Raw genomic sequence first — 25,365 nt, 5'->3', positions numbered from 1 at the left:
TGCTGCATTAGATATCCCAAGAACCAATATCTGCATCCGTCTCTTCACCACCCTGCTGGCCATCTGCTCCGTAGCTCATCACGTCAATTTCACCTTTAATGCCAGGGCTAAGGTAAAGATAATCACTACCCCAAGGGTCTTTGGGCAGCTTTTCTAAGTAACCGCCCGTTTTCCAGTTATTAGGCACAGGCGCTGCACTTGGCTTTTCTACCAGTGCTTTTAAGCCCTGCTCGGTGCTTGGGTAGCGGCCGTTATCAAGCTTATATAGTTTTAATGCCTGCACCACAGAGCGAATATCCTGCTTGGCCGCCACAACGCGCGCCTCATTCGGGCGATTCATAATTTTAGGCACGACCAAAGCGCCCAAAATAGCCAGAATAGTAATCACCACCAAAATTTCAATCAGCGTAAAACCGCCTTGCTTGCGTTTCATTTAATACTCCCTTTTATTAAAGCCATTATGTTTCGTTTGTAAACAGCCTTTTACCGGGCTATGCCTCTTATTCAAACTCATTATAAATATCACAAGGGGGGGTGAAACCCGCATCTTTAGTCAGTATTGCCCGCTGGTTTCACCCGCCCCACAAATTCAAAAACAGAGCGCAGTTCTCAATAAACCTAACTAAATAGCCATTATTAAATAAGAGGTAAAATCAGCCTTTTATTTAACTAACTGATTCATTTCAAAAACAGGTAATAGAATCGCCAATACAATCACCAGCACTACCCCTCCCATTAATAACACCATCAGGGGGCCAAGCAGGCCGGTAAAGGTAGAGACTCTATTTTCTAATTCTTGTGTTTGCTGAGCAGCGGCTTTTTCCAGCATATGCTCCAAGCGCCCTGTCGCCTCGCCACTGCCAATCAGATGAATCAGCACCGGTGGAAACATTTTACTCACCGCCAATGCCCGTGACAGCGTCATCCCTTCACGCACTTGCTTGGCAGCCTCTGCCACCGCATCGCGCAAGGGCAAGCTGCCCAATACCCCACTTACGGCCTGCAAAGCACTCAGGAGTGGCACACCACTGCCTACTAAAATCGCCAAAGTAGACGCTAGCTGCGCCGTATTCGCAGTGCGCTCAAAGCGACCAATTAAAGGTAGCTTTAAACGCCAGGCATCAAACTGCCGTCTCACCGCTTGTTTTTTAAGTGCATGCCAGCCTGCCGCCGAGGCAATCACCAACAGCACAAAGAAAATCAGCCCCCAATCACGCACAAACTGGCTGGCCCAGAGCAATAATCGGGTGAGCAGCGGCAGCGTTTGTTTGGCGCTTTGAAACACCGTCACCATCTGCGGCACAACCCAAGTCAATAGCCCAACAATCACCAAAGCCGAAACAAACATCACCACCGCAGGGTAAATAAAGGCCAAGCCAACTTTAGAGGCCAAAGAAGCGCGCGATTCTAAGTAATCCGCCAGCCGCTGCATCACGGCAGCAGCTTTGCCAGATTCTTCACCCGCGCTGACAATGGTGCGATAAAGCTCTGGAAACACACGAGGATGGCGCGTGAGCGCTTGAGAAAAAGATGACCCGGCTAAAATTTCACTGCGCAATGCCGCAACCAGTTGTTTTTCCCGCTCGACTTCGCTTTGCTCAATCAGCACCGATAAAGCCTGCTCTATCGGCAAACCTGCATCAAGCAAAGTCGCCAGCTGACGCGTCAGCAAAGAGAGCTTGGCCGTGCCCAGGCCACGCTCACCCTTAGCCCCGGTAGCGGCAATTTCTTCCAGCTCAGAAACCCACAAGCCCTGCGATCGCAGCAGGCCCTTGGCTAAGCGCGACGTTTCCGCCTCGACCACGCCACGCGCCGCTTTGCCGCTCTCGTTAACTGCACGATAACGAAAAGCCGTCATGCTTGGGCTCCAAACAGCCCAATTGCTGAATCATATAAAGCGGGAGTTATCATTCTTTATTATTTTTTTCTAAGCGTATTGAAAAACTCGGCCATATTGTTTTTCAATTTGCTGTTAAGAGAAGATCACCGTTTTTTTTGCATAAACCAAAATACGATGTTCAAGATGAGCACGCACAGCACGGGAAAGCACCATTCTTTCTAAATCACGGCCTTTCTGAATCAGCATATCAATATCATCACGATGTGAAATACGCATGACATCTTGTTCGATAATAGGGCCGTCGTCCAATACTTCTGTAACGTAATGGCTGGTTGCGCCAATTAATTTAACTCCGCGCGCAAAAGCACGGTGATAAGGCTTGGCCCCTTCAAAGGCAGGCAGGAATGAATGATGGATATTAATCACCCGCTGCGGATAAGACGCCGTAAATTCGTGACTTAATACCTGCATATATCGCGCCAGCACAATTAAATCAATCTGATTGGCTTCCAGTAATGCACGCTGGGCTTGTTCTGATTCAGCCTTATTGTCTTTTGTGACGGCAATAACATGATAAGGAATACCATAGTAATCCGCTAAACCACGGCAATCTTCATGATTAGAAATAATCAAGGGAATATCGCAGCGCAACTCGCCACTTTTATGCCGATGCAATAAATCAACCAAGCAATGATCGTATTTAGAAACAAAAACAGCCACCTTAGGGCGGCAGGCAGAGAGCGCCACCGACCATGTCATTTGGAAGCGATCCGCAATCGGCTGAAAAGCCGAAGAAAATGCACTCATATCCAAAGTGAAATCGGTGACATCCCACTCAATCCGCATCAGAAACAGGTTTTCTGTCTCGTCCTGGTGCTGATCAGCGTGAACAATATTGGCGTTATAGGTATACAGAAAATTGGCAATCGCAGCAGATAAACCTTTTCGATCTGGACAACTAATCAGTAGTGTTGCGGTATTCATTCGTTTACTCAGCTCTAAAATCCGTTGCCAATTCTAGCAGCAACGCCCGCATACAGCAGCAATGCAATGCAATCTCAGCCTAATTTTGCCAAAGTCCGCCTATAAAAAAGGGAATGGAGCAGGCATTTTTTTGAATATTCTTTTAAAATACGGCAAACGCCCGATTAACCTGCGCATCACACGCCAACTCTGGGCCCTGCCCTCAAAGCACGCATACATTATGTTCCATATCGTATTATTCCAGCCCGAAATCCCACCCAATACCGGCAATGTGATTCGCCTTGCTGCCAATACCGGCTGCAGCTTGCACTTGGTCAAACCACTTGGTTTTGAACTAGAAGACAAACGCATGCGCCGTGCTGGCCTTGATTATCACGAATTTTCTACCATGAAAATTCATGAATCGTGGGCAGATTGCCAAGCCGCTTTAGCAGGACAGCGCTTTTTTGCCATGACCACCAAAGGCTCAACAAGGCACGACCGCATTATCTATCAGACAGGTGACGTTTTTGTGTTCGGCCCTGAAACACGTGGCCTACCTGAGGAAATTCGTGATGAATTCGCGGCGGATCGCCGCATTCGTTTACCCATGATGCCGGATAATCGCAGCTTGAATTTATCCAATGCGGTGGCAATCACGGTGTTTGAGGCGTGGCGACAGATGGATTTTGCTGGGGCTTTGTAAAAAGTTCTGTAGGCACAAAGCACGGTAAAAACACAAAGCACACAGAGAAAAACATAAGAAAATCCCAAGAGATATTCGCTCTTGGGGTTTCTCGGTGTACTCCTTTTACCTCGGTGCGCTCTGTATCTACAGGCTTGAAACCTACGCCAACAAGCACGCCGCTTGTGTTTCCTTGCTCAGCTCGCGCAGCTTGGGGATGTGCTGAGTGCACTGCGCTTCTGCCTTAGGGCAACGCGTTCTGAATACGCAGCCTGATGGCGGGTTAATTGGGCTGGGCAAATCACCTTGCAAGATTTGAATCACCTTGTTTTTTTCACGATCCGGATCAGGAAGCGGAATCGCCGACAAAAGCGCCTGTGTATAAGGATGGCTGGGGTGCGAATAGAGCGCGGCTTTTTTGGCCAGCTCCATTTCATGGCCCAAATACATCACTAAAATACGATCGCTGATATGCTTCACCACCGCCAGATCGTGAGCAATAAAGATCAGCGCCATGCCCATTTCACGCTGCAATTCTTTAAGCAAGTTCACAATCTGCGCTTGAATCGATACATCCAGCGCCGAAACCGGCTCATCACACACAATCAGCTTAGGCTTCATAATCAGCGCCCGCGCAATACCGATACGCTGGCACTGGCCGCCAGAAAACTCATGCGGATAGCGATTAATTTGCTGCTCCCGCAAGCCCACTCGCACCATAATGGCTTTTACCTGCGCCATCACATCGGCTTCAGAGATATCCGGATAATGCGTTTTTAAGGGTTCGGCAATAATCTGTGCGACGGTCATGCGCGGGTTTAAAGACGCCAGCGGGTCTTGGAAAATCATTTGGATATCTTTACGTGCATTCAGCCACTGAGCGCTGCTTGCGCCGTGCATCTCTTTGCCCATCCAGACGATACTGCCACTGGTAGCCGGAATTAAATTCAGCACCGCACGCGCCAGCGTTGATTTGCCACAGCCCGATTCACCCACTACGCCCAGTGTTTCGCCCGCGTATAAATCCAGTGACACGCCATCCACGGCTTTCAGCTGCTTGCTCGCCTGCCACGGCCATTTCACGCCCTGACGCACAGCAAAATGTACTTTTAAATCACGAATAGACAAAATAGGTTGACGTGTATCAGACATGAGCCACCTCCAACTTGGTTTCTTCTAGCGGCTTATGGCAAGCACGCAATACACCACCCGCTCCCACAGGCAGTAGCAAAGGCAATTCGCTATGGCAGCGTGGCAGCGCATGCACGCAGCGCTCGCTAAACGGACAGCCCGGCGGCATATGCGCCATATTGGGTGGATTACCCGGGATAGAAATCAGGCTTGTCGAATCATCGTGATCGAGGCGAGGCAATGCGCCCAGCAAACCAATCGTGTAAGGGTGCGTTGCATGATAGAAAATATCGCTGGCGTTTCCCTGCTCCATCACACGGCCGCCATACATCACCAAGACTTTTTCACAAAGACCGGCAACCACGCCCAAATCATGGGTAATCATCACAATGCCCGTGCCAAAATCACGCTGCAGATCTTTTAACAACGCAATAATTTGCGCCTGCACAGTGACATCCAGCGCGGTGGTTGGCTCATCGGCGATCAGTAATTCAGGTTCACACAACAGCGCCATTGCAATCATGACACGCTGACGCATACCGCCCGAAAACTCATGCGGATACATCATTACGCGGCGGGCCGCTTCAGGGATTTTTACGGCATCAAGCAGCTCGATAGAGCGCTTTTTTGCATCCCGGCGACTCATGCCCTTGTGCAGCTCCAGCACTTCGGTCATTTGACGCTCTACAGTGAGATAAGGATTCAAGGACGTCATCGGGTCCTGAAAAATCATCGCCACTCGATTGCCACGAATCTTATTAAGCTGATGAGCTGGCATAGACAATAAATCTTGCCCATCAAACAAAGCACTACCTTGTGTCTTGCCGTTTTTAGCCAGCAAACCCATTAAAGCCAAAACAGTCTGGCTTTTACCTGAGCCTGATTCGCCCACAATACCCAGTGTTTCACCGCGATTTAACTCGAAAGAAACGCCATTCACGGCGCTAACTGCACCATCATTGGTGGCAAATTGCACACCGAGATCTTTTACAGATAATAAACTCATATTCTTCGGCTCCGCTTAACGATCTTTCGGGTCAAGCGCATCGCGCATGCCGTCACCGATATAATTGGCACAGTACAAGGTGGCAGACAGCATGGCCGCGGGGAATAGCAACAGCCACGAGGTGGTTTCCATGACGCTCGCACCATCATGAATCAACACTCCCCAGCTAGTCATCGGCTCTTGAATACCCAAACCCAAGAATGACAAGACAGACTCAGTCAAAATCACACCCGGCACGGTCACGGTGGTATAAATCACCACAATACCCAATAAATTAGGCACCACATGACGAAAAATGATTTTCCATGTCGGCACACCAATTGCGTGAGCCGCTTCAATATATTCTTTCGATTTAATCGCTAGAGTCTGCCCACGCACAACACGAGCCATATCCATCCAGCCAAATACCGTAATCGTTAGCACGACCAAATAAAATTCACGCCCTAATAAAGTCACCATCAAAATAGCAATCAATAAATAAGGAATGGCATACATCATATCGACAATACGCATCATCACTGCGTCGACTTTACCGCCTAAAAAGCCAGCTGTTGCACCCCATATTACGCCGATTGCCACTGAGGTTAAGGTAGCCAGCACGCCGATCATCAGAGAAATACGGCCACCAATTAAGCTACGTACTAATAGATCACGGCCTAATTCATCTGTGCCAAACAAATGCCAGTTATCTAAAGTAGGAGCCAAGCCCATTGCACCAAAATCAGTATCTTCATAAGAATTTGGCAATAGATACGGCCCTAAAATACAGGCCACTGTAATGATCATTAAAATAATAGCGCTGATGACTGCTGCTTTATTTTTAAAAAAGCGGCGACGCGCATCCGCCCAAGGGCTACGTCCTTCTACTGGCAAATTTTCCAGCGTTGCGGCGAGTTTTTTGTTTCTAAATAGCATGACAACCCCGCCTATTAATAACGAATTTTAGGATCAAGTAGCGCATAGGCTAAATCGACCAATAAATTAAGTAATACCGCAACCACAGTAACAAGCACAACCAGGCCCAATACAAGGGTGTAATCCCGATTGCTTGCGCCATTCACGATTAATTTACCAATCCCTGGCAAAGAAAATACCGATTCAGTTACCACGGCAGCCGTGATAGAGGAAATAGCCAGTGGGCCTAATACCGAAACCACCGGCAATAAGGCAGGCTTTAAAGCATGGCGAAATACAATCGTTTTTAAAGGCAGACCTTTTGCTCGAGCTGTACGGATAAAATTACTGCTCATAACTTCAATTAAACTGCCACGCATCACACGGGCAATCGTTGATACATTAATAAACGTCAGCAGGGAAAGAGGCAAAATAATAAAACGCACATTGAATTCATCCCAGCCACCGGCTGGCAACACAGGGATCCAAATCGCAAAAACTAAAATCAACACTGGCCCTAAAACAAAAGAAGGAATCGTGCTGCCAATATTGCCGATCAGCATCACAAAATAATCAATAAAACTATTTTGTTTTAACGCAGCAGTAATACCCAGCCCTACGCCAATAATAACCGAAAGTAAAATCGCACCGCCACCAATAGTGAGCGACACCGGCAGCGCAGCGGCCACAAGATCATTCACACTCCAATCTGCATAGCGAAAAGAAGCACCTAAATCACCCTGCAATAAACCTTTTAAATAGTATAAATATTGCTGCCAAAGCGGCAAATCCAAATGGTATTTAGCTTGCAAATTGGCCAGTACCGCTTCAGATACTTTGCGCTCTGAATCAAACGGGCCACCTGGCGTTAAATGCAGCAATAGATAGCAGACCGTAATAACGGCCAGCATTGTAGGAATCGTCGCCAAAATTCGACGGAATGTATAAGCCCACATCGGGATCCCCTCCTTATTTATTATTTTCCACAAATACTTCATACCCGCGCTACTCTATTGGTAGCCATACGCATACGAAACAACGCCGCTTTGAGCTAAAAGCCCAAAGCGGCAGTACTTTACTACTTTAAGTCTTAATGCTTAATAATATAAAACTCTTTGCTTAGATAACGATCAACCGGGTTCTTAGTGGAATAGCCACCCACATAAGACTTAACTAAACGTGGCAGGGTGTATTGCAGCAATGGAATCATTGGATAATCATCCATAACCAATTTTGCGGCTTGCGTAAGCAATGCTTTGCGCTTAGCAACATCTTGCTGTTCATTACCTTGTTTAATAAGTTCTTCTGCTTTTTTATTGCAGTTAAAGTTATCATTTTGTGATGAGCCACACTGAACCAAAGTCAGGAAAGTGGTGGCATCATTATAGTCAGCCAACCAGCCATTACGCGCAATTTGGAAATCGCCATCGTGACGTTTTTTCAATAATACTTTAAATTCAAGGCTGTCTAATTCAGTTTCTAAGCCCAGTTTGTTTTTCCATTCAGAAGAAGCAAACAGGGCCATTTTTTTATGGTAATCATCGGTGTTATAGGTAAATTTAATTTTTGCACCCGGCTTAACACCTGCTTCAGCCAATAATTTCTTGGCTTCTTCAACACGTTTTGCCATTGGCCACTTAACCCAATCGTAGGTCGTTACGTCAGCGCCTTCTAGCCCTTTAACCGTTACGCCATATGCAGGAATCTGACCATCTACGGTTACTTTTTGCGCCAGAATATCGCGATCCAATACCATAGACAGCGCCTTACGCACGCGCACGTCTTTCATCATTGGATCTTTATTATTTAATGAGTAATAACGCAGGCCAAGAATAGGGCCATTTTTGATTTCTTGCGGGAAATCTTTTTTCAGCTTCTCATACTGCCCTGCTGGCAATTGATAGATAAAATCATTATCACCAGACTGATACAGCTTTAATTCAGCGTTACCCGCCTCTACAGGCAGATAGGTCACACGAGTTAATACCGTGTTTTTTGCATCCCAATACTGGGGATTCTTTTCAATCACAATTTTGCTATTTACTTTCCAGTCTTTCAGTGCATATGCACCATTGCCAACCATATTGCCTGGCTTAGTCCAATCTTTACCGAATTTATCAATGGTTGCCTTATGCACAGGCGCAAATTGTGAATTAGATAAGACACTTGGCAAGTAGGAAATAGGGTTCGGTGTTTTTACTTCAAGCGTGTATTTATCAATTGCTTTAATACCTAGAGTTGAAGGTGCTTTTTTACCTTCAGCAATTTCCAGACCATTTAATACAAAAATACCATAAGCTGTGCCGTACTGTGAGGCGAGCTTAGGGTCAAGAAAACGTTGCCAGCCGTAAACAAAATCAGCAGCCGTAATAGGATCACCATTAGAGAATTTAGCATCTTTACGCAAACTAAACACCCAAGTCGTTGGGTCTGTCTGCTTCCAGCTCGTTGCCACGCCGGGGTGTAAACGACCTTCGTTATCGGAAGTCGTTAAGCCTTCAAACAAATCACGGGTAATATTATTCGCCCCAACAGATTCAGCCAAATGAGGATCCAGTGTTTCCACTTCAGATCCATTATTCCGAATCATTTCTTGCTTATCGCTAAGCTTAACACCAGCAGGCACTGTCGCTGCAAATGCCGCTCCGCCTAATGCAAATGCAAGCGCGAATGTCACTGATTTCATAGTCCAGCTCATTGTGTCTCCTTAAAGGGCGATACCCGTTTGTGATTGGTTTGAATAAATCACTTCTTCAATCAAGAAGAAGTGATTTACCTTACGATACACTGCTTACGCAGCACCGCATAAAAAACTAAAACTTAGAACAACAGAATCATGCCGGTGCTAATTACCTTAGCATTTGATTTCAAACCCTTACTTACGCTGGTAGAGAAAGTGTTTTCGTCTTTATTCTGAATCAAAGCACCTTCAACATACAACAAAGATGATTTAGTAAGGTTGTAATCGGTGCCCAATTGAAATTGGCCAGCTTTAGCAACTACTTTCTTATCACCCTGCTTACCTTCACCTTGGTATACATAACCAATACGAGGCACCCACTTACCTACTTCATATTGCGCCATGACAATTGCGCTATCGCGCTTAAACTCACCACCAGCAAATGCAGCATCTTGCTTAGTATTTTGGTATAGCGCACCAATCTGAAGGCCTTCAACCGGGAATACTTTAGCACCCAGCAAATACGAAGTTACTTTTGAATCTGACTTCTCAACCAAACCACCCGTAATAGTTTCGCGAGCAAGATTTTTCAAGCTATTTGTACCCGCATAAACTGCAAATTTAGGCTGAGTAAAGCTTACAGTCGCATCGTAACCCTTTTGGCTACTTCCTTTCCCTGCAGTGCTATCAATAACCGCATTCACAGTAGCCGAAAAACCACCCCAAGTTGGTGTTGTGTAAAACGCTGCATTTTCATGACGAGTGCTATAAGTAGCATCTTGAAATGTACTTGCCAAAGTCGTATTGCTTTCAAACAAATCAAACGTTTCAACCAATAGATCGTATGCACCTTTGCTTTTACCAAAACGCACAGTACCCAGATCTTTAGTTTCAATGCCAATCCACGCTTCACGGCTACCAAATGTGCTTAAGCCGGACTCAATTTTCCATAGCAGATTAGAACCGTTATCCAACTTATCAGAGCCCTTAAACCCTACGCGGCTACCAATATCCTCTAGAGAAAATTTGTTTACATCACCTGTGGTATTACCAAAATCAATCGACTTCTGTGCAATACCATAAAGCGTTACATCTGCTTGCGCATAAGAAACAACACATAAACTTGCAATGGCCGTTGCCAAAATTTTCTTAAAAGTCATTTAGTTCTCCTTAGGATCGAATAAGACCTGCTTTTACCTACGCTAAGAAGATATGCTTTTTTCCTTCTAGCTGCCTACTGGGGTCATACCGTGTTTTTTAGCTTGAGCAGAATCGTGCCAACTCAAAATGAAAACACTAATTGCAATGCTCCCCTTTTTAAGATCAATAAATCTATCACAAGAAAATACGCACTATATTGGTGCAAACTGGAAGGCTTCTTAATATCTAAAAAGGAGAGGGCACTTACTCTCCCCCAGAGCAGTAACGGGAATTTTCACATTACCAAGCACTTACGAATATCATAGATGTAATGCATTAACTTTTAAGAGACGCACCAAAATAGAGCACGGTTATTTTTCCGAATTTACTTCGCCCTAAAAACGCTGCATACCATTTAGTGTTTTTTACCAAAAAACAAAAAAACAACACCTCTTATGTACCGAACAGCGACTTTGCCTTACCACTTGTCGGTAGTCCAAACTAAAAAAACAGTAAAAATGACACAAAAAATACCAAAAAACCCTAAGTAATGGCATGTTTCTTTTTTACAACAAAAAATATAAACCCTAAATTAAAAACAAAATCAAGGTGCAAAATACCACAAAATCATCAACCACTCATCATATAAAACCAAAAACATCCCTAAATTTAGCAGCAAAAAACAAGCACAAGATGATGAAGAAATATATGCATGAGAAAAAACTCAGCCATAACCACCTGTTAATCACTTTAGTACATACAAAACGCCAAACAATACCCGTAAAAAAACCCGCACTAGGCGGGTTTTTTTTAAGCAGAAAACAAAATATTAGCCGTTATATGGATGGCGTAATACGATGGTTTCTGTACGTTCAGGACCTGTAGAAATAATATCTACCGGCGCTTCGCAGATCTCTTCAATGCGCTTCAGATAAGCACGCGCATTAGCAGGCAGATCTTCTAGTTTTTTAACACCAAAGGTAGATTCAGACCAACCTGGCATTTGCTCGTAAATAGGCTCGCAACGCGCAATTTGCTCAGCACCAATTGGCAAGATGTCGATCACTTCACCATCAAGCTTGTAGCCAGTACAAATGCTGATCGTTTCAATGCTATCCATCACATCCAGCTTGGTGACACACAATCCTGATACACCATTAATCTGGATAGAGCGCTTCAAGGCTGCAGCATCAAACCAGCCACAGCGACGCGCACGACCCGTTACCGAGCCAAACTCATGGCCCCGTGACGCAAGGCCAGCGCCTACATCATCAAACAATTCAGTAGGGAAAGGACCCGAGCCCACACGCGTGGTGTAAGCCTTCACAATGCCTAATACGTATTGCAACATTTGTGGCGCAACACCCGCCCCCGCAGAAGCCGCACCGGCCACACAATTACTAGAAGTAACGTAAGGGTACGTGCCGTGATCGACATCAAGCAAGGTACCTTGCGCGCCTTCAAATAACAGCGGCTGACCCGCTTTATTCATATCGTAAAGCGTACGTGACACGTCACCCAACATCGGCTTGATACGCTCAGCGTAAACCAGAGCTTCGTCGTAAACCTTCTGGAAATCAACTTCTTCAGCCTTGAAATAGTTTTTCAGGGCAAAGTTGTACCAGTCGAGGTTTTCTTTCAACTTGGCGGCAAAACGCTCTGGGTGATACAGATCTTGCAAACGAATTGAGCGACGAGCGACTTTATCTTCGTACGCAGGGCCAATACCACGGCCGGTGGTACCGATCTTCATCTCACCTTTTGCAGCTTCACGCGCCTGATCGATGGCAATGTGATACGGCAAAATCAGCGGACAAGCTTCTGAAATACGTAATCGGCTAGCAACATCAATCCCGGCAGCTTCCAGCTCATCAATTTCTTTCAGCAAGGCTTCAGGAGAAATCACTACACCATTGCCGATAAAACAAGCCTTACCCGCATGCAAAATGCCTGAAGGAATTAAACGCAGAACGGTTTTTTTACCGCCCACCCACAGTGTATGACCGGCATTGTGACCGCCCTGAAAACGAACCACGCCTTGTGCGTGATCGGTTAACCAGTCAACGATCTTGCCTTTACCTTCGTCACCCCACTGGGTACCAATCACGACCACATTTCTGCTCATGCCAAACCTCACTATTAAAACCAACGTAACCAAAACACGCGATATCTACATATCGCGTAATGCACTAAGCGGCATACCCCAATCGAGGCAACACACCAGAGAAACTAATAATTAACAAGTAGCGGCCAGCGGCAATACCTGCCACTGACCATCTACCCGTTTAAGCTCACGATCAACACTGACCTCAGATGCAAGCACACCCAGATCGACCACAACAATATCGCCTGCACTGCGCAATGCACGAATGGCCGCCAATAAGGCGACATCATCTCCGCCCGGAGCCAGAACACCCGAGCGTAAAGACGGGAATGGCAGCGATGAAAACTCGCGTAAATCCATACTAAAACCAGTCGCCGGGCGGGATCGGCCAAATTTTTCGCCTACGCTATCATAACGCCCACCACGTGCTACCGCATTAGTAAACCCATGTGCGTAGGCAGCAAAAACCAGACCCGTATGATAGTAACTGCTGCGTAATTCGGCCAAATCAAAGTGCACAACAATGCCACGCAATTGCAAAGCAGCGGTCAGCTGATCAAGACTATCGAGGGCAGCCAGCACACCGGCCAGAGGTGGCAGCTTAGCCCTCGCCTTTGCAAGCACCTCATGCCCACCATAAAAAGAGGGCAGCAGTAATAAAGCAGCTTGTAGTTCAGGAGCAATAGCGGCAGTGACTTCGGTAATCGTCGATAAATCTTTTTGCTGTAAAGCTGCAAAGACTTCAGCGCGATGATTTCCCTTTAAGCCTGCCTCATCCGCCAACGCATGAAATAAACCAATATGACCAACATCTAAGCGCGGTGATTTTAAGCCTGCCAGCGCCAGGCTCTCAAACATCAACTCCACCGCCTCCACATCAGCGGCTACACCGGCACAGCCATAAATCTCTGCACCAATCTGGCGCGGCTCACGTGTCGCCAACACACCATCAGGCCGGGTATTGACGACTGAGCCTGCGTAGCAAAGCCGGGTAACACCCTGACGATTTAAAATATGTGCATCAATTCTGGCCACCTGAGGCGTAATATCAGCCCGCAAACCCATTTGCCGACCGGTTAGCTCATCAACCAGCTTGAATGTCTTTAAATCTAAAGCACTATCATCAGTGGTAAATAAAGACTCTACGTACTCGATCAGGGGCGGCGCAACTTGCTCATAGCCATAGCAGGCAAAGAGGTCGAGTACTTTACGCCGCAAAGCCTCAATTTGACGCGCTTCGGAAGGCAAAACGTCGGAAATATACTCGGGAAGGATCCAGTTGCGCATAGTCATTTGCTTTAAAAAATAAAGCCCTTCAAACAAAGGCCCGCCTGTACATACAGTACAGCGCGGGCACACACTTCTTAAAGAGATAGTCTAGCGAGCAAACAGCGCAAACACCAAACCTGCTAGCAAACACCCCAGACCAATGAGACGAATTTTAAAATCATCTAAGTCTGCTATTTTTTGCATTGTACTACGCCACACAGAAGGAAAGGCAAATGGCATGATTCCTTCAAAAATAAGCATCAATGCAAAAGCTAAAATTAATGAATCAATCACTTCGCTTTCGGGTTCTTCATGTATTTAAAGAATTCCGAGCTAGGATCAACCACCATCACATCGCTCTTCTTAGCAAAGCTTTGCTTATAGGCATCCATACTCTTATAGAAAGCATAGAACTCTGGGTTGCGGCCATACGCTTCGCCATAAATGGCAGCGGCTTTTGCATCGCCCTCACCCTTAATTTGCTGAGCTTTATTATAAGCATTTGCCAAAGTGACTTCGCGCTGACGATCTGCATCGGCTTTAATTTTTTCAGCTTCGGCCGAGCCTTCAGCACGCATTTGGTTGGCCACAGCTTTACGTTCGGACTGCATACGCTCGTACACAGAATTGAGCGTAGCGTCTTCCAGCTCAACGCGCTTGATCCGCACATCAATCACTTGCACACCAATCCGTGCCGCATCAGAATCGGCCACTTTACGTACCGTATCCATCACTTCATCGCGCTTGCCTGAAATCACGTCTTGCACTGTGCGCTTACCAAACTCATCACGCAGCATATTGTTTACCGTATTACGTAAACGCTCTACCGCCTTACGTTGGTCCACACCCACGGCCTTGTAGTATTTCTCTACATCGACGATTTTCCACTTAATAAAGCTATCAACCTTAACGTTCATTTTTTCAATCGTTTGGATACGCGCAGGCGTTTCTTCATCAATCGTTAAAATACGCTTATCAAAGTAGCGAACTTCTTGTAGCAAAGGCACTTTAAAGTTAATGCCCGGATTTTTAATCACACGCACCGCTTCAGAAAACTGGAAAACCACCGCGTATTGGCGCTGATCTACAGTAAAAAACGATGTTGAAAAAACAAACAAAGCCAATAACACCAAGGCTAAAGTAGGAAGGATTCGATTCATGCTGCTCTCCCCTTAGCGGCCGTCGCGCACGGTGGCGCGAACATTACGATTAACAGCGGCATCCGTTGCTACGGCTGCTTCAGCGGCTTTAACTGCATCCGTGGCAGCAGGTGCGGCAGATGCAGCAGGTACGCTCATTTGCATCAATTTATCCAAAGGCAAGTAGAGCAGATTGCCATTCGATTTTTGATCGATCAGCAATTTGGTCGTGTTTTGGAAGACCTGCTGCATGGTATCGAAGTACATCCGGTCCCGCGTCACTTGTGGTGCTTTTGCATATTCAGTGGCAACCTGCTTAAAGCGAGATGCATCACCTTCTGCTTGAGAAACAACGCGTGAGCGATAACCTTCAGATTCTTCTGAAAGACGTGCAGCCATACCGCCCGCCTTAGGAATCACATCATTTGCATAAGCCGTACCTTCGTTAATCAACCGCGCTTTATCCTGACGCGCTTTGACCGCATCAGAGAATGCCGCTTGCACCTGATCGGGCGGCTGCACATCGGAGATGTTCACACGAGAAACAGCAACACCTACGCCATAGCGATCAAGCAGGCTTTGCACGATTTCCTTGGTATCTTCACCAATTTTACCGCGGCCTTCATTCAGTACGTAATCAACTTTATTCTTACCTACCACTTCACGAATTGCAGTTTGTGCAATTTGTTTCACCAAATCTTTAGCATCACGATCTGTTGTGCGATTAAAGAACACAAAATCATGAGCAGATTTCAAGTTGTATTGCACTTCCAGACGCACTTCGAGGATATTTTGATCCCCGGTCAGCATCATAGACTCGTCCCCTGCACGGCCTTCGCCCCCTGGGGTTCCTACTTCTAAGCTGCGAATTTCTGTCATATTGACAATTTCGCGTGATTCAACCGGCCACGGCAAATGCCAATGCAGACCTGGCTTCTCTACCGTTTCTACATAACGGCCAAAGCGCATAATCACTGCGTTTTCCCGCTCGTCTACCACGTAAAATCCGGAGGCCGCCCAAAGCACAGCGACAGCAACCGCGACCACCACAGCAGCACCCGCACCGCGCCCATTGCCACCAGACTGGGGCGCGCCATCACCGCCTAAGAGACGGGATATTTTGCTTGTGATATTGCGAATAATTTCATCCAGATCAGGTGGGCCATTACGGCGACCACCCCATTGCGGGTCATTTTGACTCATTAGTTAACTCAGCTGTTTTTAGTGGATGGCTTAAAGCCTCAAGCAGCGCGGCGCGAAGTGCATCCAGACCAATACCTTGGGTTGCACTCAAACGCACAGCGCAAATTCTACCATACTCATCGTGATCAACACTTGCAGGCATATCGCGCAGATCAATTTTATTATTGACCATTAATTGTGGAATACGTTCCGCACCAATCTCACTTAATACCTTATTCACCTCAATTATTTGCATATCACGCAATGGGTGATTGATATCCACTACATGTAAAAGCAAATCGGCTTGAATCGTTTCTTCTAAAGTAGCATGAAATGCAGCCACTAAAGTATGCGGCAATTGGCGAATAAATCCCACCGTATCTGACAATACAATCGAGTTTTCCGGATCAAGATATAGTTTCCTTGACGTGGTATCTAATGTTGCAAACAATTGATCTGCAACATAAATTTTCGATTTAGTTAATGCATTAAATAAGGATGATTTGCCTGCATTGGTATAGCCCACAATCGCAACACTAAATTGCCGATTGCGCTCACGTGAACGGCGTTGAGTCGCTCGCTGCTTTTGCACCGTTGCCAGTTGATCTTTTAAACGCTTAACCCGAGTCCCCAGCAAGCGGCGGTCGGTTTCCAGCTGAGATTCACCCGGCCCGCGCATACCAATCCCGCCTTTCTGCCTTTCAAGGTGAGTCCAGCCACGAATAAGCCGTGTGGAAATATGCGACAGCTGCGCTAACTCCACCTGCAACTTGCCCTCAGCCGTACGAGCGCGCTGGGCAAAAATATCTAAAATCAAGGTCGTGCGATCAACCACACGACACTGCAATACTTTCTCTAAATTACGCTCTTGCGAGGGAGAAAGCTGATGATTAAAAATCACCAATTCCGCTTCATGTGCGCGAACAATTTCAGCAATTTCCTGCACCTTCCCTGTGCCCGCAAAATAAGCGCGATCTGGCCTGCTGCGCTTACCTTCCACAGTAGCAAGAATATTTGCACCTGCACTTTCTACCAGCTGAACGAATTCTTCAACACCATCCTGATAATCAAGCTCACCAAAATCAAGGCAAACCAAGATGGCCCTGTCTCCACCCTTATGGCGTTCAAACATGCATGACCTTTTAATTAACAAATACCGTATAAAGCCATTTCGGCCTTACACAAAAAACCCCGAAAGACCCTGTCCATCGGGGTTTTTAAACCATACAGCTTTGATTGAAGCCTAACAAAGAAATAAGATCAATAACGCGATTAGGCATCAACCACAACATCACTTACAGGCGGCAACTGGCCTGCGTGCTCATGCGGAATAGATACCGGACGTGAAGGAACGACCGTTGAAATGGCGTGCTTATATACCATCTGCGTCACATTATTCCTTAGTAAAACCACGTATTGATCAAAAGACTCAATTTGCCCCTGCAACTTAATCCCATTCACAAGATAAATGTAAACAGGCACATGCTCTTTACGCAGTACATTCAAGAATGGGTCTTGCAACATTTGCCCCTTAGTGCTCATTATTTTTTTCTCCAAATTCTTGTTATATCTTGATAGAGACAGATGGGTCTTACGCTTGTCAGCCCGATGAAAACCAGCAAATTAGCTTATAAATCAGACTAAACTTGAAAAAACTTTTATTTACTTTTACATAAAACCAGTTGTTTCGCCATTTTTATCTAGCTCTTCACTAACCACCACGCTTTTCAACGGACTGTTATAGTACAAAACACATTCTATGCCAAGCGTGAAAATTGCGAAATACTTTCAAGCTTTATCAGCGTTTACCGTATTTTTTTGGTTTCGCGCCTTTCAAGTGAACCATTGGCATTGCTTTACCACCACTCACTTGCTTTTTGTGTTCAAACGGATTGACGTTCTTTTTAAACTGAACACGTAAAGGCGTGCCTTGCAAATTGAACATCTTCATAAAGTGATGTTCAAGGTAACGCCAGTAAGAGTCTGGCACTTTTTCCAAAGCATTACCGTGCACAATCACCACCGGCGGATTAGTACCACCCTGATGGCAATAACGCATTTTCGGACGAACCTTACCGGCAATAGGCGGCTGCTGACGCTCGATCGCAATTTCCAAGCCACGAGTAAGCTTAGGCGTTGGAATTTTAATCATCGCAGCAGCGTAAGCCTGATCGATCGAACCAAATAACTCACCCACGCCCTGCCCTTGTAAGGCAGAAATATAATGGAATTTAGCGAACTCTAAAAAGCCCAGCTTACGAGTAATTTCCCGCTTGATCATATCTTTCTGAAACTGATCCGCCGCTTCCCACTTATTGATTGCAACCACTAAAGCACGGCCGGTTTCCAGTACAAAGCTAGCAATCCGCGCATCTTGGTCAGAAACTTCCTGAGTTGCATCCAGCACCAGCACTGCCACATTCGCGTCTTCAACCGCTTGCATGGTTTTAATCACCGAGAATTTCTCGATCACATCAGTAACCTTGCCTCGCTTACGCACACCAGCAGTATCAATAATGGTGTAGTTACGATCATTGCGATCAAACTCGATATAAATCGAATCGCGTGTAGTACCCGGCTGATCGAAAGCAATCACTCGCTCTTCACCCAAAATGGCATTCACCAAAGTGGATTTCCCCACATTTGGGCGACCAATAATGGCGAAGATGGGGTGATCTGCTTCTTCTTCTTCTTCTGGCTCAGGAAAGTCTTCGAGAATTTCATTCATTAATAGCCGTACACCCTCACCGTGCGATGCAGAGATCGCCACAGGATGGCCAAGACCTAACTCAAAGAAATCCGCGCAAACGACCGAGGCATTCATCCCCTCAACCTTGTTCACCGCAACCCAGACTGGGCGGGTGGACTGGCGCAAGCGATTGGCAATAATTTTATCTTGCGGGGTAATGCCGTTACGACCATCCACAATAAAAACGATAACATCGGCTTCGTCGACGGCCTGCAAGGTTTGCTTGGCCATTTCGAACATGATGCCTTCATCAACCACGGGTTCAAAACCACCCGTATCAACCACAAGGTAAGGCTTCTCGCCGACCAGACCGTGCCCGTAGTGACGGTCACGCGTCAGACCAGGGATATCGTGAACAAGTGCGTCGCGCGATTTGGTCAGCCGGTTAAATAGCGTGGACTTTCCGACGTTGGGACGACCGACCAGCGCAATTGTAGGTTTCATTTATTTACTTAAGCCTATTGAAAAAACATTGCCGGATAGCGTTTGCACCAGCAAATGCTCTCCAACCACTAAAGGACTCACCGCGATGCGCGCACCATCTGTAGCCAGCTGTGCGACAAAACTGCCGTCTTCTGTATTTAAAAAATGGGTGTAGCCTGCAAAATCAGCCACCACCAGATACTTACCCAGCACCGCCGGAGCGGTCACCGAGCGAGCGGCCAGTTTATCCTGACGCCAAACACTGCGGCCACTTTCACGCTCAAAGGCGCTCACATTACCCGCTGCATCTGCCGCATAAACATAGCGATAATCCATCGCCAAACCAGACCAACTCGATAATTCACGAGTCCAAGCTGCCGACCCTGTACTTGCATCAAAGCAGGCAATACGGCCCTGATAAGCAACAGCACATACTAAGCGCCCATCAACCACAGGAGGCGCAACCACATCAGTGACCCGCTCAAGCTCGGTGGCTCCACGAGGAATCGCCACGGGGCTATCCCACAGCACACGGCCATCTTGCAAGGAGAGTGCGACTAAACGCCCTCCCGACAAACCAGCATAAACCACATTGCCAGAAATAGTGACCGCTGCATAATTACGTAAAATCAAAGAAGGCAATTGCTTTTGATATTGCCACAGCTGTTTACCATCCGCAGCGGCATAGGCACTCACACGGCCATCGCCGGTTTTAACCACGACAACCCCTTTGTTTACTGCAGGAGGTGCCATAATTTCACTGGATGCCTGCGCACGCCAAAGAAACTTACCTGCGCGGTCATATGCCAGCACCACACCTTTAATTGAGCCCACCGCAATCACATCAGCGCCCAAACCCACACCGCCTGCAATTGCTTGCTCTGTTTTGATTTGCCAGCGGCTTTGACCGCTCAACGCATCCAAAGCCTGTAGTTTATCAGGCGAGCCTGCCACCACCACCAACTCACCATCCACCGCAGGCACAAAACGGAATAAGGTTTTATCCCCTACCGAGGCACGCCATTGACTGGAAACCGGCAAGCTTTGTGATATCTGCGGCAAAGGCGATGGTTCTGGTGCATTGCTGACGGTACTGCACGCAGATAAACCCAATAAAGACACTGCAATAGCTAAGCGATAAAGATCTTGCATTAAGAGTTCCCCAGTGCTTCCAGTTTCACTTCCACAAACTTCACGTTAGGTGCGTCTTTTGGCAGTTTAGCCACGGCTTGCTTATAGGCTTCACGCGCAGCTGTTTTATCACCTTTGATGAGCAATACATCGCCCTTGGCTTCAAAGAATAAACCCGCAAAGCTGGTTTCTTCATTCGATTTTAGGGTAGCCAAAGCATCGTCAAATTTTTTCTGATCCAATTGCACCACCGCCAAACGTAAACGGGCAATATCACGCAAGCCTGCTTCTTTGGCATGACTGATAACCCATTGCAACTGAGCGCTTGCGGCCGCTACATCATTGGCTTCAACACTGGCTTTAGCTAGCAGTAAGGCCGCGCGGGGTGCATACGCCGAGCTGGCGTAGTCTTTCTTCAAAGATTCAACCGCAACTTTCATTTTGGCCACATCTTTTGCCTCAGCCAGCTTATCCAGCTCTGCATACAGCACACCCGCCTTAGCAGACTGGGATTCTAAATGCGCATTCCAGCCTTTCCACCCTGCATAAGCCACTAGAACAGCAAGCAAGCCCACGGCAATCAACTTGCCCCAACCATCCCACCATGCTTTGAATTCAGCAATTTGTTCTTGTTCTTGTAGATCGAAAGCCATGTCTTTACTTCCCTTCGTAAGCGTTGGAAATCATCATTGCAAGTTCAGCCAAGGCAACCGTGCGTTGTTCACCCGCGCCTTCACCATTGAGTGTTTTAAGGTTTGCAGATTGCGTTTCTGCTTCTGCCTCGCCAATCACCACCGCAAACCGCGCCTGACTGGCATCGGCTTTTTTAAACTGAGATTTAAAGCTACCACCACCACAGTGTAAAACCACTTTCAGACCCTTAGCGCGCAGTTGCTGAGCCGTGGCAAAAGCCAGGCGCCCAGCGGCATCGCCAAGATGAACAATATACGCATCAGGTGCGGCAAGTGGCACAGCAAGCGCCTGTGCTTCAATCAGCAGTAAAATACGTTCAATGCCCAGACCAAAACCAACTGCAGGGCAAGGCTTGCCGCCAAGCATCTCCACCAGAGTGTCATAACGACCACCGCCCGCAATCGTGCCTTGCGAACCCAGATCGCTGGTCACCCACTCAAACACCGTGCGGTTGTAATAATCCAAGCCACGCACCAGACGCGAATTCACTTTATAAGTAATCCCGGCTACATCAAGTAAAGCCTTCAAGCCTTCGAAATGCTGGCTGGATTCTTCACCCAGAAAATCGCTCAATTTAGGTGCATTTTCAGCCATTTCTTGCAAGGCTGGATTTTTAGTATCCAGAACGCGTAATGGATTGGTATAAAGACGACGCTTGCCATCCTCATCCAAAATATCAACAAACTGCTCTAAGTAGGCAATAAGTGCATCACGATGCGCGGCACGCTCTTCCTTATCGCCTAGAGAGTTAATTTCTAAGCTGACATTTTTTAAGCCCAAACGCTGCCATAGATCGGCCAGCATCAAGACGATTTCCGCATCCACATCGGGCGTTGCCATACCAAACGCCTCAACACCAATTTGGTGAAACTGGCGATAGCGCCCCTTTTGCGGACGCTCGTGACGGTACATCTGCCCCATATACCAAAGACGCTGGGTTTGATTGTAAAGCAGGCCATGCTCAATGCAGGCACGCACGCAGCCTGCCGTGCCTTCAGGGCGCAAGGTCAACTTTTCACCATTGAGCTTGTCTTCAAAGGAATACATTTCCTTTTCTACAATATCGGTGTGTTCCCCAACACCACGAATAAACAGATGGGTCGATTCTACAATCGGCATACGAATATTTTTATAGCCGTAAGCGGCCAGCCAGTCGCGGGTTACCTGCTCAAAATAGAGCCAGACAGGTGACGCATCGGGCAGAACATCGTTCATGCCGCGGATACCTTGAATTTGATTAGACATTTATTTTTTTCTTAGTTTTTAGTTTACTTGAAATCTTCTCGGCCAAAACGACTCAAAGCCATCTGGCGTACCCGGCAGAGCATTGCTCATACCGCAAATACCTTGTACTCATCAGGCATTTATTTTAAAGATTCAGATCTGCGAGTTGGGCAAGGCTGATACCCACACGCACAGAGATTCAAGATCTAGATTACTTTCAGCGCAATCACCTTAGGGCGCACTTCCTGGCGCTTGATGCCGCCTTCGCCATAACGGGTCTGCACATAATCCAGCACAATGGCCTGGAAAGACTCACTGATTTGATCGCCTTTCAGGGTAACGGTTTTTTCGCCGTCCACATAGACCGGGCAAACAGGAATCTCGCCAGTACCCGGCAGAGAAATCCCGACATCAGCTAATTTGGATTCACCAGGGCCATTCACCACACAGCCCATGACCGCAACAGTCATGTCGGCCACGCCCGGATATTGCAAACGCCAAATAGGCATTTGCTCTCGCAGAAACGATTGAATGCTGGATGCTAATTCCTGAAACACCGTTGAAGAAGTACGGCCACAGCCAGGGCATGCGGTTACTAAAGGCGTAAATGAGCGTAAACCCATCGTTTGTAGAATTTCTTGCGCCACAATAATTTCAGTACGACGATCCCCGCCCGGCTCCGGCGTCAGCGAAATACGAATCGTGTCGCCAATCCCTTCTTGCAGAAGCACGGACAATGCCGCTGTTGAAGCCACAATTCCTTTCGATCCCATACCCGCTTCGGTCAAGCCCAAATGCAGAGGGTAATCGCAACGTGCAGCCAAGGATCGGTAAACCGAGATCAGATCTTGCACATGCGATACTTTACAAGAAAGTAAAATTTGATTCGGGTCTAAGCCCCAGCTAATAGCCTGATCAGCCGATTCCAACGCCGAAACAATCAACGCTTCACGCATGACCGCATCAGCAGGCAAAGGCTGTGCAAGCTTGGCATTCGCATCCATCAGCTTGACTACAACGGCTTGATCAAGTGAGCCCCAGTTCACCCCGATCCGTACTGGCTTTTTGTACTTAATCGCCTGCTCAATCATAAACGCGTATTTTTCATCACGCTTACTACCCTTACCCACATTGCCCGGGTTAATGCGATATTTAGCCAGAGCCTGCGCGCACTCCGGGTAATCTCTCAGCAAGCGATCACCATTAAAGTGAAAATCGCCCACCAAAGGTACATCGCAACCCATCGCATCCAAGTTTGCGCGAATCGTTGCCACTTGCGCAGCCGCTTCCGGGCTATTTACGGTAATACGAACCAGCTCAGAGCCTGCTTTCCACAGCTCATACACCTGCTGCGTGGTAGCGGCGGCATCCGCCGTATCGGTATTGGTCATGGACTGCACCACCACGGGGTGATCGCTGCCCACCCATACATTGCCAACCTGAACCTGGCGTGTTTTGCGGCGGGGAATTGAAATGGTTGTCATGGTCTACTTCAGCTCGAAAGTGGCTACATAGCCGCGGGTGTAAGTGGTCAAATCCACGATTTGATTACGGAAAACAAGCTTGGTCTGGGGGGCATTACCAATTTTCAAGCGATAAGGCGCAACACCAGCCACACTTTTAGCCATGCCGGGCTTGAGCAATTCGCTCACTAATTTTGCACCGGTTGCGTCTTGCACCTGCACCCAGGAATCTTGCAGCACAGAAATACTCAGTTCACCCTGCGAAGGCAGCACTGCCGCAACTTCACTCGCTTTAAGTACAGGCACACTCGCTGCAATAGGCTTTGCGGCCACAACACTTGCTGCACTTGCCACGCTAGCGACCTCGGCAGGCACGGCACTGGCATGATTCTCTGCCACTGCCGCTTCACTTGCCGCCTCAAGCACCACCACCTGCGGAAGCGTTGTGGTTGATGAAGCTACTAATTCGGGCTGAGCCGGTTGTTGCAAATACCAAACCACGCCACCCACACCTGCAGCAAAAGCCACCAGTACCACAAAGGCCAATAAAATTGAATTTGTCCTCCCCCCCCCTGACCCCAGCAGCACAGAAGCATCTTCATTCACACGGGGTAGAGCAGCCTGCTGCCGCTCTTGCGGCAAGCACGATTCCAAATGCGCCAGTAAGGGAGCCATTGGCAAATCGAGGAAGCGAGCATAATTACGAACAAATCCGCGCACGAACGTATTGCCGGGCAATTCATCAAAGCGCTCATTTTCGATCGCATCAATTTGGCGTGGCGTAAGTTTCAACTGAGCCGACACCTTGTCGAGCGTATAGCCCAGCTCTATCCGACGCGCTTTTAACGTTGCACCCGCAGATAAAACAGCATTTTGCGGCTCTGAAGAGGAATCAATTATTTCGGTCATACTCATCCGTTAATCAATCATACGAACCGCTTAATAAGCGGGCCATTTCTTGCGAATCGGGGAATTTCTTGCGTAATTGCTCTGCCAGCTTGTTTTCTGACTCTTTATTGCCAATCTGGTGCTCTAACTGAATGCCTAACCAAAGTAACTCGGCACTCGCAGGCGCTAATCGCTGCAATTCTGCGTAATAACGTTTAGCCAAGCCCGTATCTTTATTACGCATACCGTACTCAACCAGCTTTGCCCTTGCCGCTAAATTATCCGGTCGAATACGCAAGGCCCGTTCAAAATAAGTGCGGGCACTGGCTTCATCACCACTTTTTAATGCGCATTGCCCTGCGGCTAATAGTGATTTATCGGGCGTACTATAAAGCGCATTTTTTTGCGTGGCTAATAGGAATTGAATACCTTCCTGATACTGCCCTTTCTGGCACAGATACCAGCCATAGTTATGATTGATATCTGCATCATTCGGGGACAACTGCACGGCACGTAAAAATGACTGCCTGGCGGCTTCTTCCTCGCCTAACTCAGCATGAATCAAGGCCATAATATTATGCGCGGGTGCATAAGAGGAATTCACAGCAAGGGCTTTATTCACTTCTTCAATCGCTACCGCATATTGCCCGCGCTTTAAATACTCAGCACCCAATTGCGTTCGCAAAGAGGCCCTGTCTTCCTCCCCTTCTGCAGCACCTGCTAAGGGAGTAGAAAATAAGACTGCCATCATTACGAACGCA

General features: G+C 47.3%; 23 protein-coding genes and 1 pseudogene. 1 reads left to right on the top strand and 23 read right to left on the bottom strand.

Annotation, left to right across the window (positions count from 1 at the left end; genetic code table 11):
- Nucleotides 1-7 precede the first annotated feature (7 nt).
- From gspG to purU, 3 genes are all read right to left on the bottom strand, one after another.
- Nucleotides 8-433, bottom strand: coding sequence for a type II secretion system major pseudopilin GspG (gene gspG, locus VN23_RS04730; protein WP_046349909.1), 426 nt, complete (start codon nucleotides 431-433; stop codon nucleotides 8-10).
- 228 nt (nucleotides 434-661) lie between these two features.
- Nucleotides 662-1,858 (bottom strand): type II secretion system inner membrane protein GspF, encoded by a 1,197-nt coding sequence (gene gspF, locus VN23_RS04725; RefSeq protein ID WP_046349908.1) that lies wholly within the window; start codon nucleotides 1,856-1,858, stop codon nucleotides 662-664.
- A gap of 114 nt (nucleotides 1,859-1,972) precedes the next feature.
- Nucleotides 1,973-2,824 (bottom strand): formyltetrahydrofolate deformylase, encoded by an 852-nt coding sequence (gene purU / locus VN23_RS04720; RefSeq protein WP_046349907.1) that lies wholly within the window; start codon nucleotides 2,822-2,824, stop codon nucleotides 1,973-1,975.
- 220 nt (nucleotides 2,825-3,044) lie between these two features.
- Between purU and trmL the strand changes: the two genes are divergently transcribed.
- On the top strand, nucleotides 3,045-3,509 hold the full coding sequence (gene trmL, locus VN23_RS04715; protein ID WP_046350168.1) for a tRNA (uridine(34)/cytosine(34)/5-carboxymethylaminomethyluridine(34)-2'-O)-methyltransferase TrmL: 465 nt from the start codon (nucleotides 3,045-3,047) through the stop codon (nucleotides 3,507-3,509).
- Between the two features lie 141 nt (nucleotides 3,510-3,650).
- Here trmL and oppF read toward each other — a convergent pair whose 3' ends face one another.
- The 20 genes and pseudogenes from oppF to pilW all read right to left on the bottom strand — a co-directional run bounded on the left by oppF (nucleotide 3,651) and on the right by pilW (nucleotide 25,355).
- On the bottom strand, nucleotides 3,651-4,640 hold the full coding sequence (gene oppF / locus VN23_RS04710; RefSeq protein ID WP_046349906.1) for a murein tripeptide/oligopeptide ABC transporter ATP binding protein OppF: 990 nt from the start codon (nucleotides 4,638-4,640) through the stop codon (nucleotides 3,651-3,653).
- Nucleotides 4,633-5,625 (bottom strand): oligopeptide/dipeptide ABC transporter ATP-binding protein, encoded by a 993-nt coding sequence (locus tag VN23_RS04705; RefSeq protein ID WP_046349905.1) that lies wholly within the window; start codon nucleotides 5,623-5,625, stop codon nucleotides 4,633-4,635. Before VN23_RS04705 ends, oppF begins: the two co-directional genes overlap by 8 nt.
- Before the next feature lie 15 nt (nucleotides 5,626-5,640).
- Entirely contained in the window at nucleotides 5,641-6,540 is a 900-nt protein-coding gene (locus VN23_RS04700) for an ABC transporter permease subunit (RefSeq protein ID WP_046349904.1), read from the bottom strand.
- Nucleotides 6,541-6,554: 14 nt separating this feature from the next.
- Nucleotides 6,555-7,475, bottom strand: coding sequence for an oligopeptide ABC transporter permease OppB (gene oppB / locus VN23_RS04695; RefSeq protein ID WP_046349903.1), 921 nt, complete (start codon nucleotides 7,473-7,475; stop codon nucleotides 6,555-6,557).
- 134 nt (nucleotides 7,476-7,609) lie between these two features.
- Nucleotides 7,610-9,217 (bottom strand): peptide ABC transporter substrate-binding protein, encoded by a 1,608-nt coding sequence (locus VN23_RS04690; RefSeq protein WP_046349902.1) that lies wholly within the window; start codon nucleotides 9,215-9,217, stop codon nucleotides 7,610-7,612.
- A gap of 122 nt (nucleotides 9,218-9,339) precedes the next feature.
- On the bottom strand, nucleotides 9,340-10,359 hold the full coding sequence (locus VN23_RS04685; protein ID WP_046349901.1) for a porin: 1,020 nt from the start codon (nucleotides 10,357-10,359) through the stop codon (nucleotides 9,340-9,342).
- An 809-nt stretch (nucleotides 10,360-11,168) separates the two neighbouring features.
- The gene (locus VN23_RS04680) at nucleotides 11,169-12,464 is read right to left on the bottom strand and encodes an adenylosuccinate synthase (RefSeq protein WP_046349900.1); all 1,296 of its coding nucleotides are present in this window, start codon (nucleotides 12,462-12,464) and stop codon (nucleotides 11,169-11,171) included.
- A 111-nt stretch (nucleotides 12,465-12,575) separates the two neighbouring features.
- Complete coding sequence (locus tag VN23_RS04675) at nucleotides 12,576-13,730, bottom strand: ATP phosphoribosyltransferase regulatory subunit (RefSeq protein WP_046350167.1); 1,155 nt, start codon at nucleotides 13,728-13,730, stop codon at nucleotides 12,576-12,578.
- Between the two features lie 90 nt (nucleotides 13,731-13,820).
- A complete protein-coding gene (locus VN23_RS04670) occupies nucleotides 13,821-14,006 on the bottom strand; it encodes a DUF2065 domain-containing protein (RefSeq protein ID WP_046349899.1) in 186 nt (61 codons plus the stop codon).
- Nucleotides 14,003-14,872 (bottom strand): protease modulator HflC, encoded by an 870-nt coding sequence (hflC, locus tag VN23_RS04665; protein ID WP_046349898.1) that lies wholly within the window; start codon nucleotides 14,870-14,872, stop codon nucleotides 14,003-14,005. Before hflC ends, VN23_RS04670 begins: the two co-directional genes overlap by 4 nt.
- Before the next feature lie 12 nt (nucleotides 14,873-14,884).
- Nucleotides 14,885-16,054, bottom strand: coding sequence for an FtsH protease activity modulator HflK (hflK, locus tag VN23_RS04660; RefSeq protein WP_046349897.1), 1,170 nt, complete (start codon nucleotides 16,052-16,054; stop codon nucleotides 14,885-14,887).
- Nucleotides 16,041-17,165 carry a GTPase HflX gene (gene hflX, locus VN23_RS04655; protein WP_046349896.1) on the bottom strand — a complete coding sequence of 375 codons (1,125 nt, stop codon included), beginning with the start codon at nucleotides 17,163-17,165 and terminating at the stop codon, nucleotides 16,041-16,043. The genes hflK and hflX overlap by 14 nt, the downstream gene beginning before the upstream one ends.
- Nucleotides 17,166-17,305: 140 nt before the next feature.
- Nucleotides 17,306-17,575: an RNA chaperone Hfq gene (gene hfq / locus VN23_RS04650; RefSeq protein WP_046349895.1), complete on the bottom strand. Its 270-nt coding sequence runs from the start codon at nucleotides 17,573-17,575 to the stop codon at nucleotides 17,306-17,308.
- A gap of 331 nt (nucleotides 17,576-17,906) precedes the next feature.
- Nucleotides 17,907-19,226: pseudogene (der, locus tag VN23_RS04645) on the bottom strand (ribosome biogenesis GTPase Der); the annotation flags it as partial.
- Nucleotides 19,227-20,357: an outer membrane protein assembly factor BamB gene (gene bamB / locus VN23_RS04640; protein WP_046349893.1), complete on the bottom strand. Its 1,131-nt coding sequence runs from the start codon at nucleotides 20,355-20,357 to the stop codon at nucleotides 19,227-19,229. It abuts the pseudogene before it with no gap.
- A complete protein-coding gene (locus tag VN23_RS04635; RefSeq protein ID WP_046349892.1) occupies nucleotides 20,357-20,989 on the bottom strand; it encodes a YfgM family protein in 633 nt (210 codons plus the stop codon). The genes bamB and VN23_RS04635 overlap by 1 nt, the downstream gene beginning before the upstream one ends.
- A gap of 4 nt (nucleotides 20,990-20,993) precedes the next feature.
- On the bottom strand, nucleotides 20,994-22,274 hold the full coding sequence (gene hisS / locus VN23_RS04630; RefSeq protein WP_046349891.1) for a histidine--tRNA ligase: 1,281 nt from the start codon (nucleotides 22,272-22,274) through the stop codon (nucleotides 20,994-20,996).
- 185 nt (nucleotides 22,275-22,459) lie between these two features.
- Nucleotides 22,460-23,737: a flavodoxin-dependent (E)-4-hydroxy-3-methylbut-2-enyl-diphosphate synthase gene (ispG, locus tag VN23_RS04625; protein WP_046349890.1), complete on the bottom strand. Its 1,278-nt coding sequence runs from the start codon at nucleotides 23,735-23,737 to the stop codon at nucleotides 22,460-22,462.
- Between the two features lie 3 nt (nucleotides 23,738-23,740).
- The gene (locus VN23_RS04620) at nucleotides 23,741-24,625 is read right to left on the bottom strand and encodes a RodZ domain-containing protein (RefSeq protein WP_046349889.1); all 885 of its coding nucleotides are present in this window, start codon (nucleotides 24,623-24,625) and stop codon (nucleotides 23,741-23,743) included.
- Nucleotides 24,626-24,638: 13 nt separating this feature from the next.
- Entirely contained in the window at nucleotides 24,639-25,355 is a 717-nt protein-coding gene (gene pilW / locus VN23_RS04615; protein WP_197433018.1) for a type IV pilus biogenesis/stability protein PilW, read from the bottom strand.
- Between the last annotated feature and the right edge of the window lie 10 nt (nucleotides 25,356-25,365).

This window comes from Janthinobacterium sp. B9-8 (assembly GCF_000969645.2).
Classification (GTDB): domain Bacteria; phylum Pseudomonadota; class Gammaproteobacteria; order Burkholderiales; family Chitinibacteraceae; genus Iodobacter.
This window is presented reverse-complemented; position numbering and strand designations above follow the sequence as displayed.

Bases quoted from the DNA above. Each gene is read 5' to 3' on its own strand.
- pilW (WP_197433018.1), bottom strand. From the start codon at position 25,355: ATGATGGCAGTCTTATTTTCTACTCCCTTAGCAGGTGCTGCAGAAGGG.
- bamB (WP_046349893.1), bottom strand. From the start codon at position 20,357: ATGCAAGATCTTTATCGCTTAGCTATTGCAGTGTCTTTATTGGGTTTA.
- hflC (WP_046349898.1), bottom strand. From the start codon at position 14,872: ATGAATCGAATCCTTCCTACTTTAGCCTTGGTGTTATTGGCTTTGTTT.
- VN23_RS04690 (WP_046349902.1), bottom strand. From the start codon at position 9,217: ATGAGCTGGACTATGAAATCAGTGACATTCGCGCTTGCATTTGCATTA.
- gspF (WP_046349908.1), bottom strand. From the start codon at position 1,858: ATGACGGCTTTTCGTTATCGTGCAGTTAACGAGAGCGGCAAAGCGGCG.
- ispG (WP_046349890.1), bottom strand. From the start codon at position 23,737: ATGACAACCATTTCAATTCCCCGCCGCAAAACACGCCAGGTTCAGGTT.
- VN23_RS04675 (WP_046350167.1), bottom strand. From the start codon at position 13,730: ATGCGCAACTGGATCCTTCCCGAGTATATTTCCGACGTTTTGCCTTCC.
- VN23_RS04700 (WP_046349904.1), bottom strand. From the start codon at position 6,540: ATGCTATTTAGAAACAAAAAACTCGCCGCAACGCTGGAAAATTTGCCA.
- VN23_RS04680 (WP_046349900.1), bottom strand. From the start codon at position 12,464: ATGAGCAGAAATGTGGTCGTGATTGGTACCCAGTGGGGTGACGAAGGT.
- VN23_RS04705 (WP_046349905.1), bottom strand. From the start codon at position 5,625: ATGAGTTTATTATCTGTAAAAGATCTCGGTGTGCAATTTGCCACCAAT.
- oppF (WP_046349906.1), bottom strand. From the start codon at position 4,640: ATGTCTGATACACGTCAACCTATTTTGTCTATTCGTGATTTAAAAGTA.
- trmL (WP_046350168.1), top strand. From the start codon at position 3,045: ATGTTCCATATCGTATTATTCCAGCCCGAAATCCCACCCAATACCGGC.
- hflX (WP_046349896.1), bottom strand. From the start codon at position 17,165: ATGTTTGAACGCCATAAGGGTGGAGACAGGGCCATCTTGGTTTGCCTT.
- VN23_RS04685 (WP_046349901.1), bottom strand. From the start codon at position 10,359: ATGACTTTTAAGAAAATTTTGGCAACGGCCATTGCAAGTTTATGTGTT.
- gspG (WP_046349909.1), bottom strand. From the start codon at position 433: ATGAAACGCAAGCAAGGCGGTTTTACGCTGATTGAAATTTTGGTGGTG.
- VN23_RS04635 (WP_046349892.1), bottom strand. From the start codon at position 20,989: ATGGCTTTCGATCTACAAGAACAAGAACAAATTGCTGAATTCAAAGCA.
- hfq (WP_046349895.1), bottom strand. From the start codon at position 17,575: ATGAGCACTAAGGGGCAAATGTTGCAAGACCCATTCTTGAATGTACTG.
- oppB (WP_046349903.1), bottom strand. From the start codon at position 7,475: ATGTGGGCTTATACATTCCGTCGAATTTTGGCGACGATTCCTACAATG.
- VN23_RS04620 (WP_046349889.1), bottom strand. From the start codon at position 24,625: ATGACCGAAATAATTGATTCCTCTTCAGAGCCGCAAAATGCTGTTTTA.
- hflK (WP_046349897.1), bottom strand. From the start codon at position 16,054: ATGAGTCAAAATGACCCGCAATGGGGTGGTCGCCGTAATGGCCCACCT.
- hisS (WP_046349891.1), bottom strand. From the start codon at position 22,274: ATGTCTAATCAAATTCAAGGTATCCGCGGCATGAACGATGTTCTGCCC.
- purU (WP_046349907.1), bottom strand. From the start codon at position 2,824: ATGAATACCGCAACACTACTGATTAGTTGTCCAGATCGAAAAGGTTTA.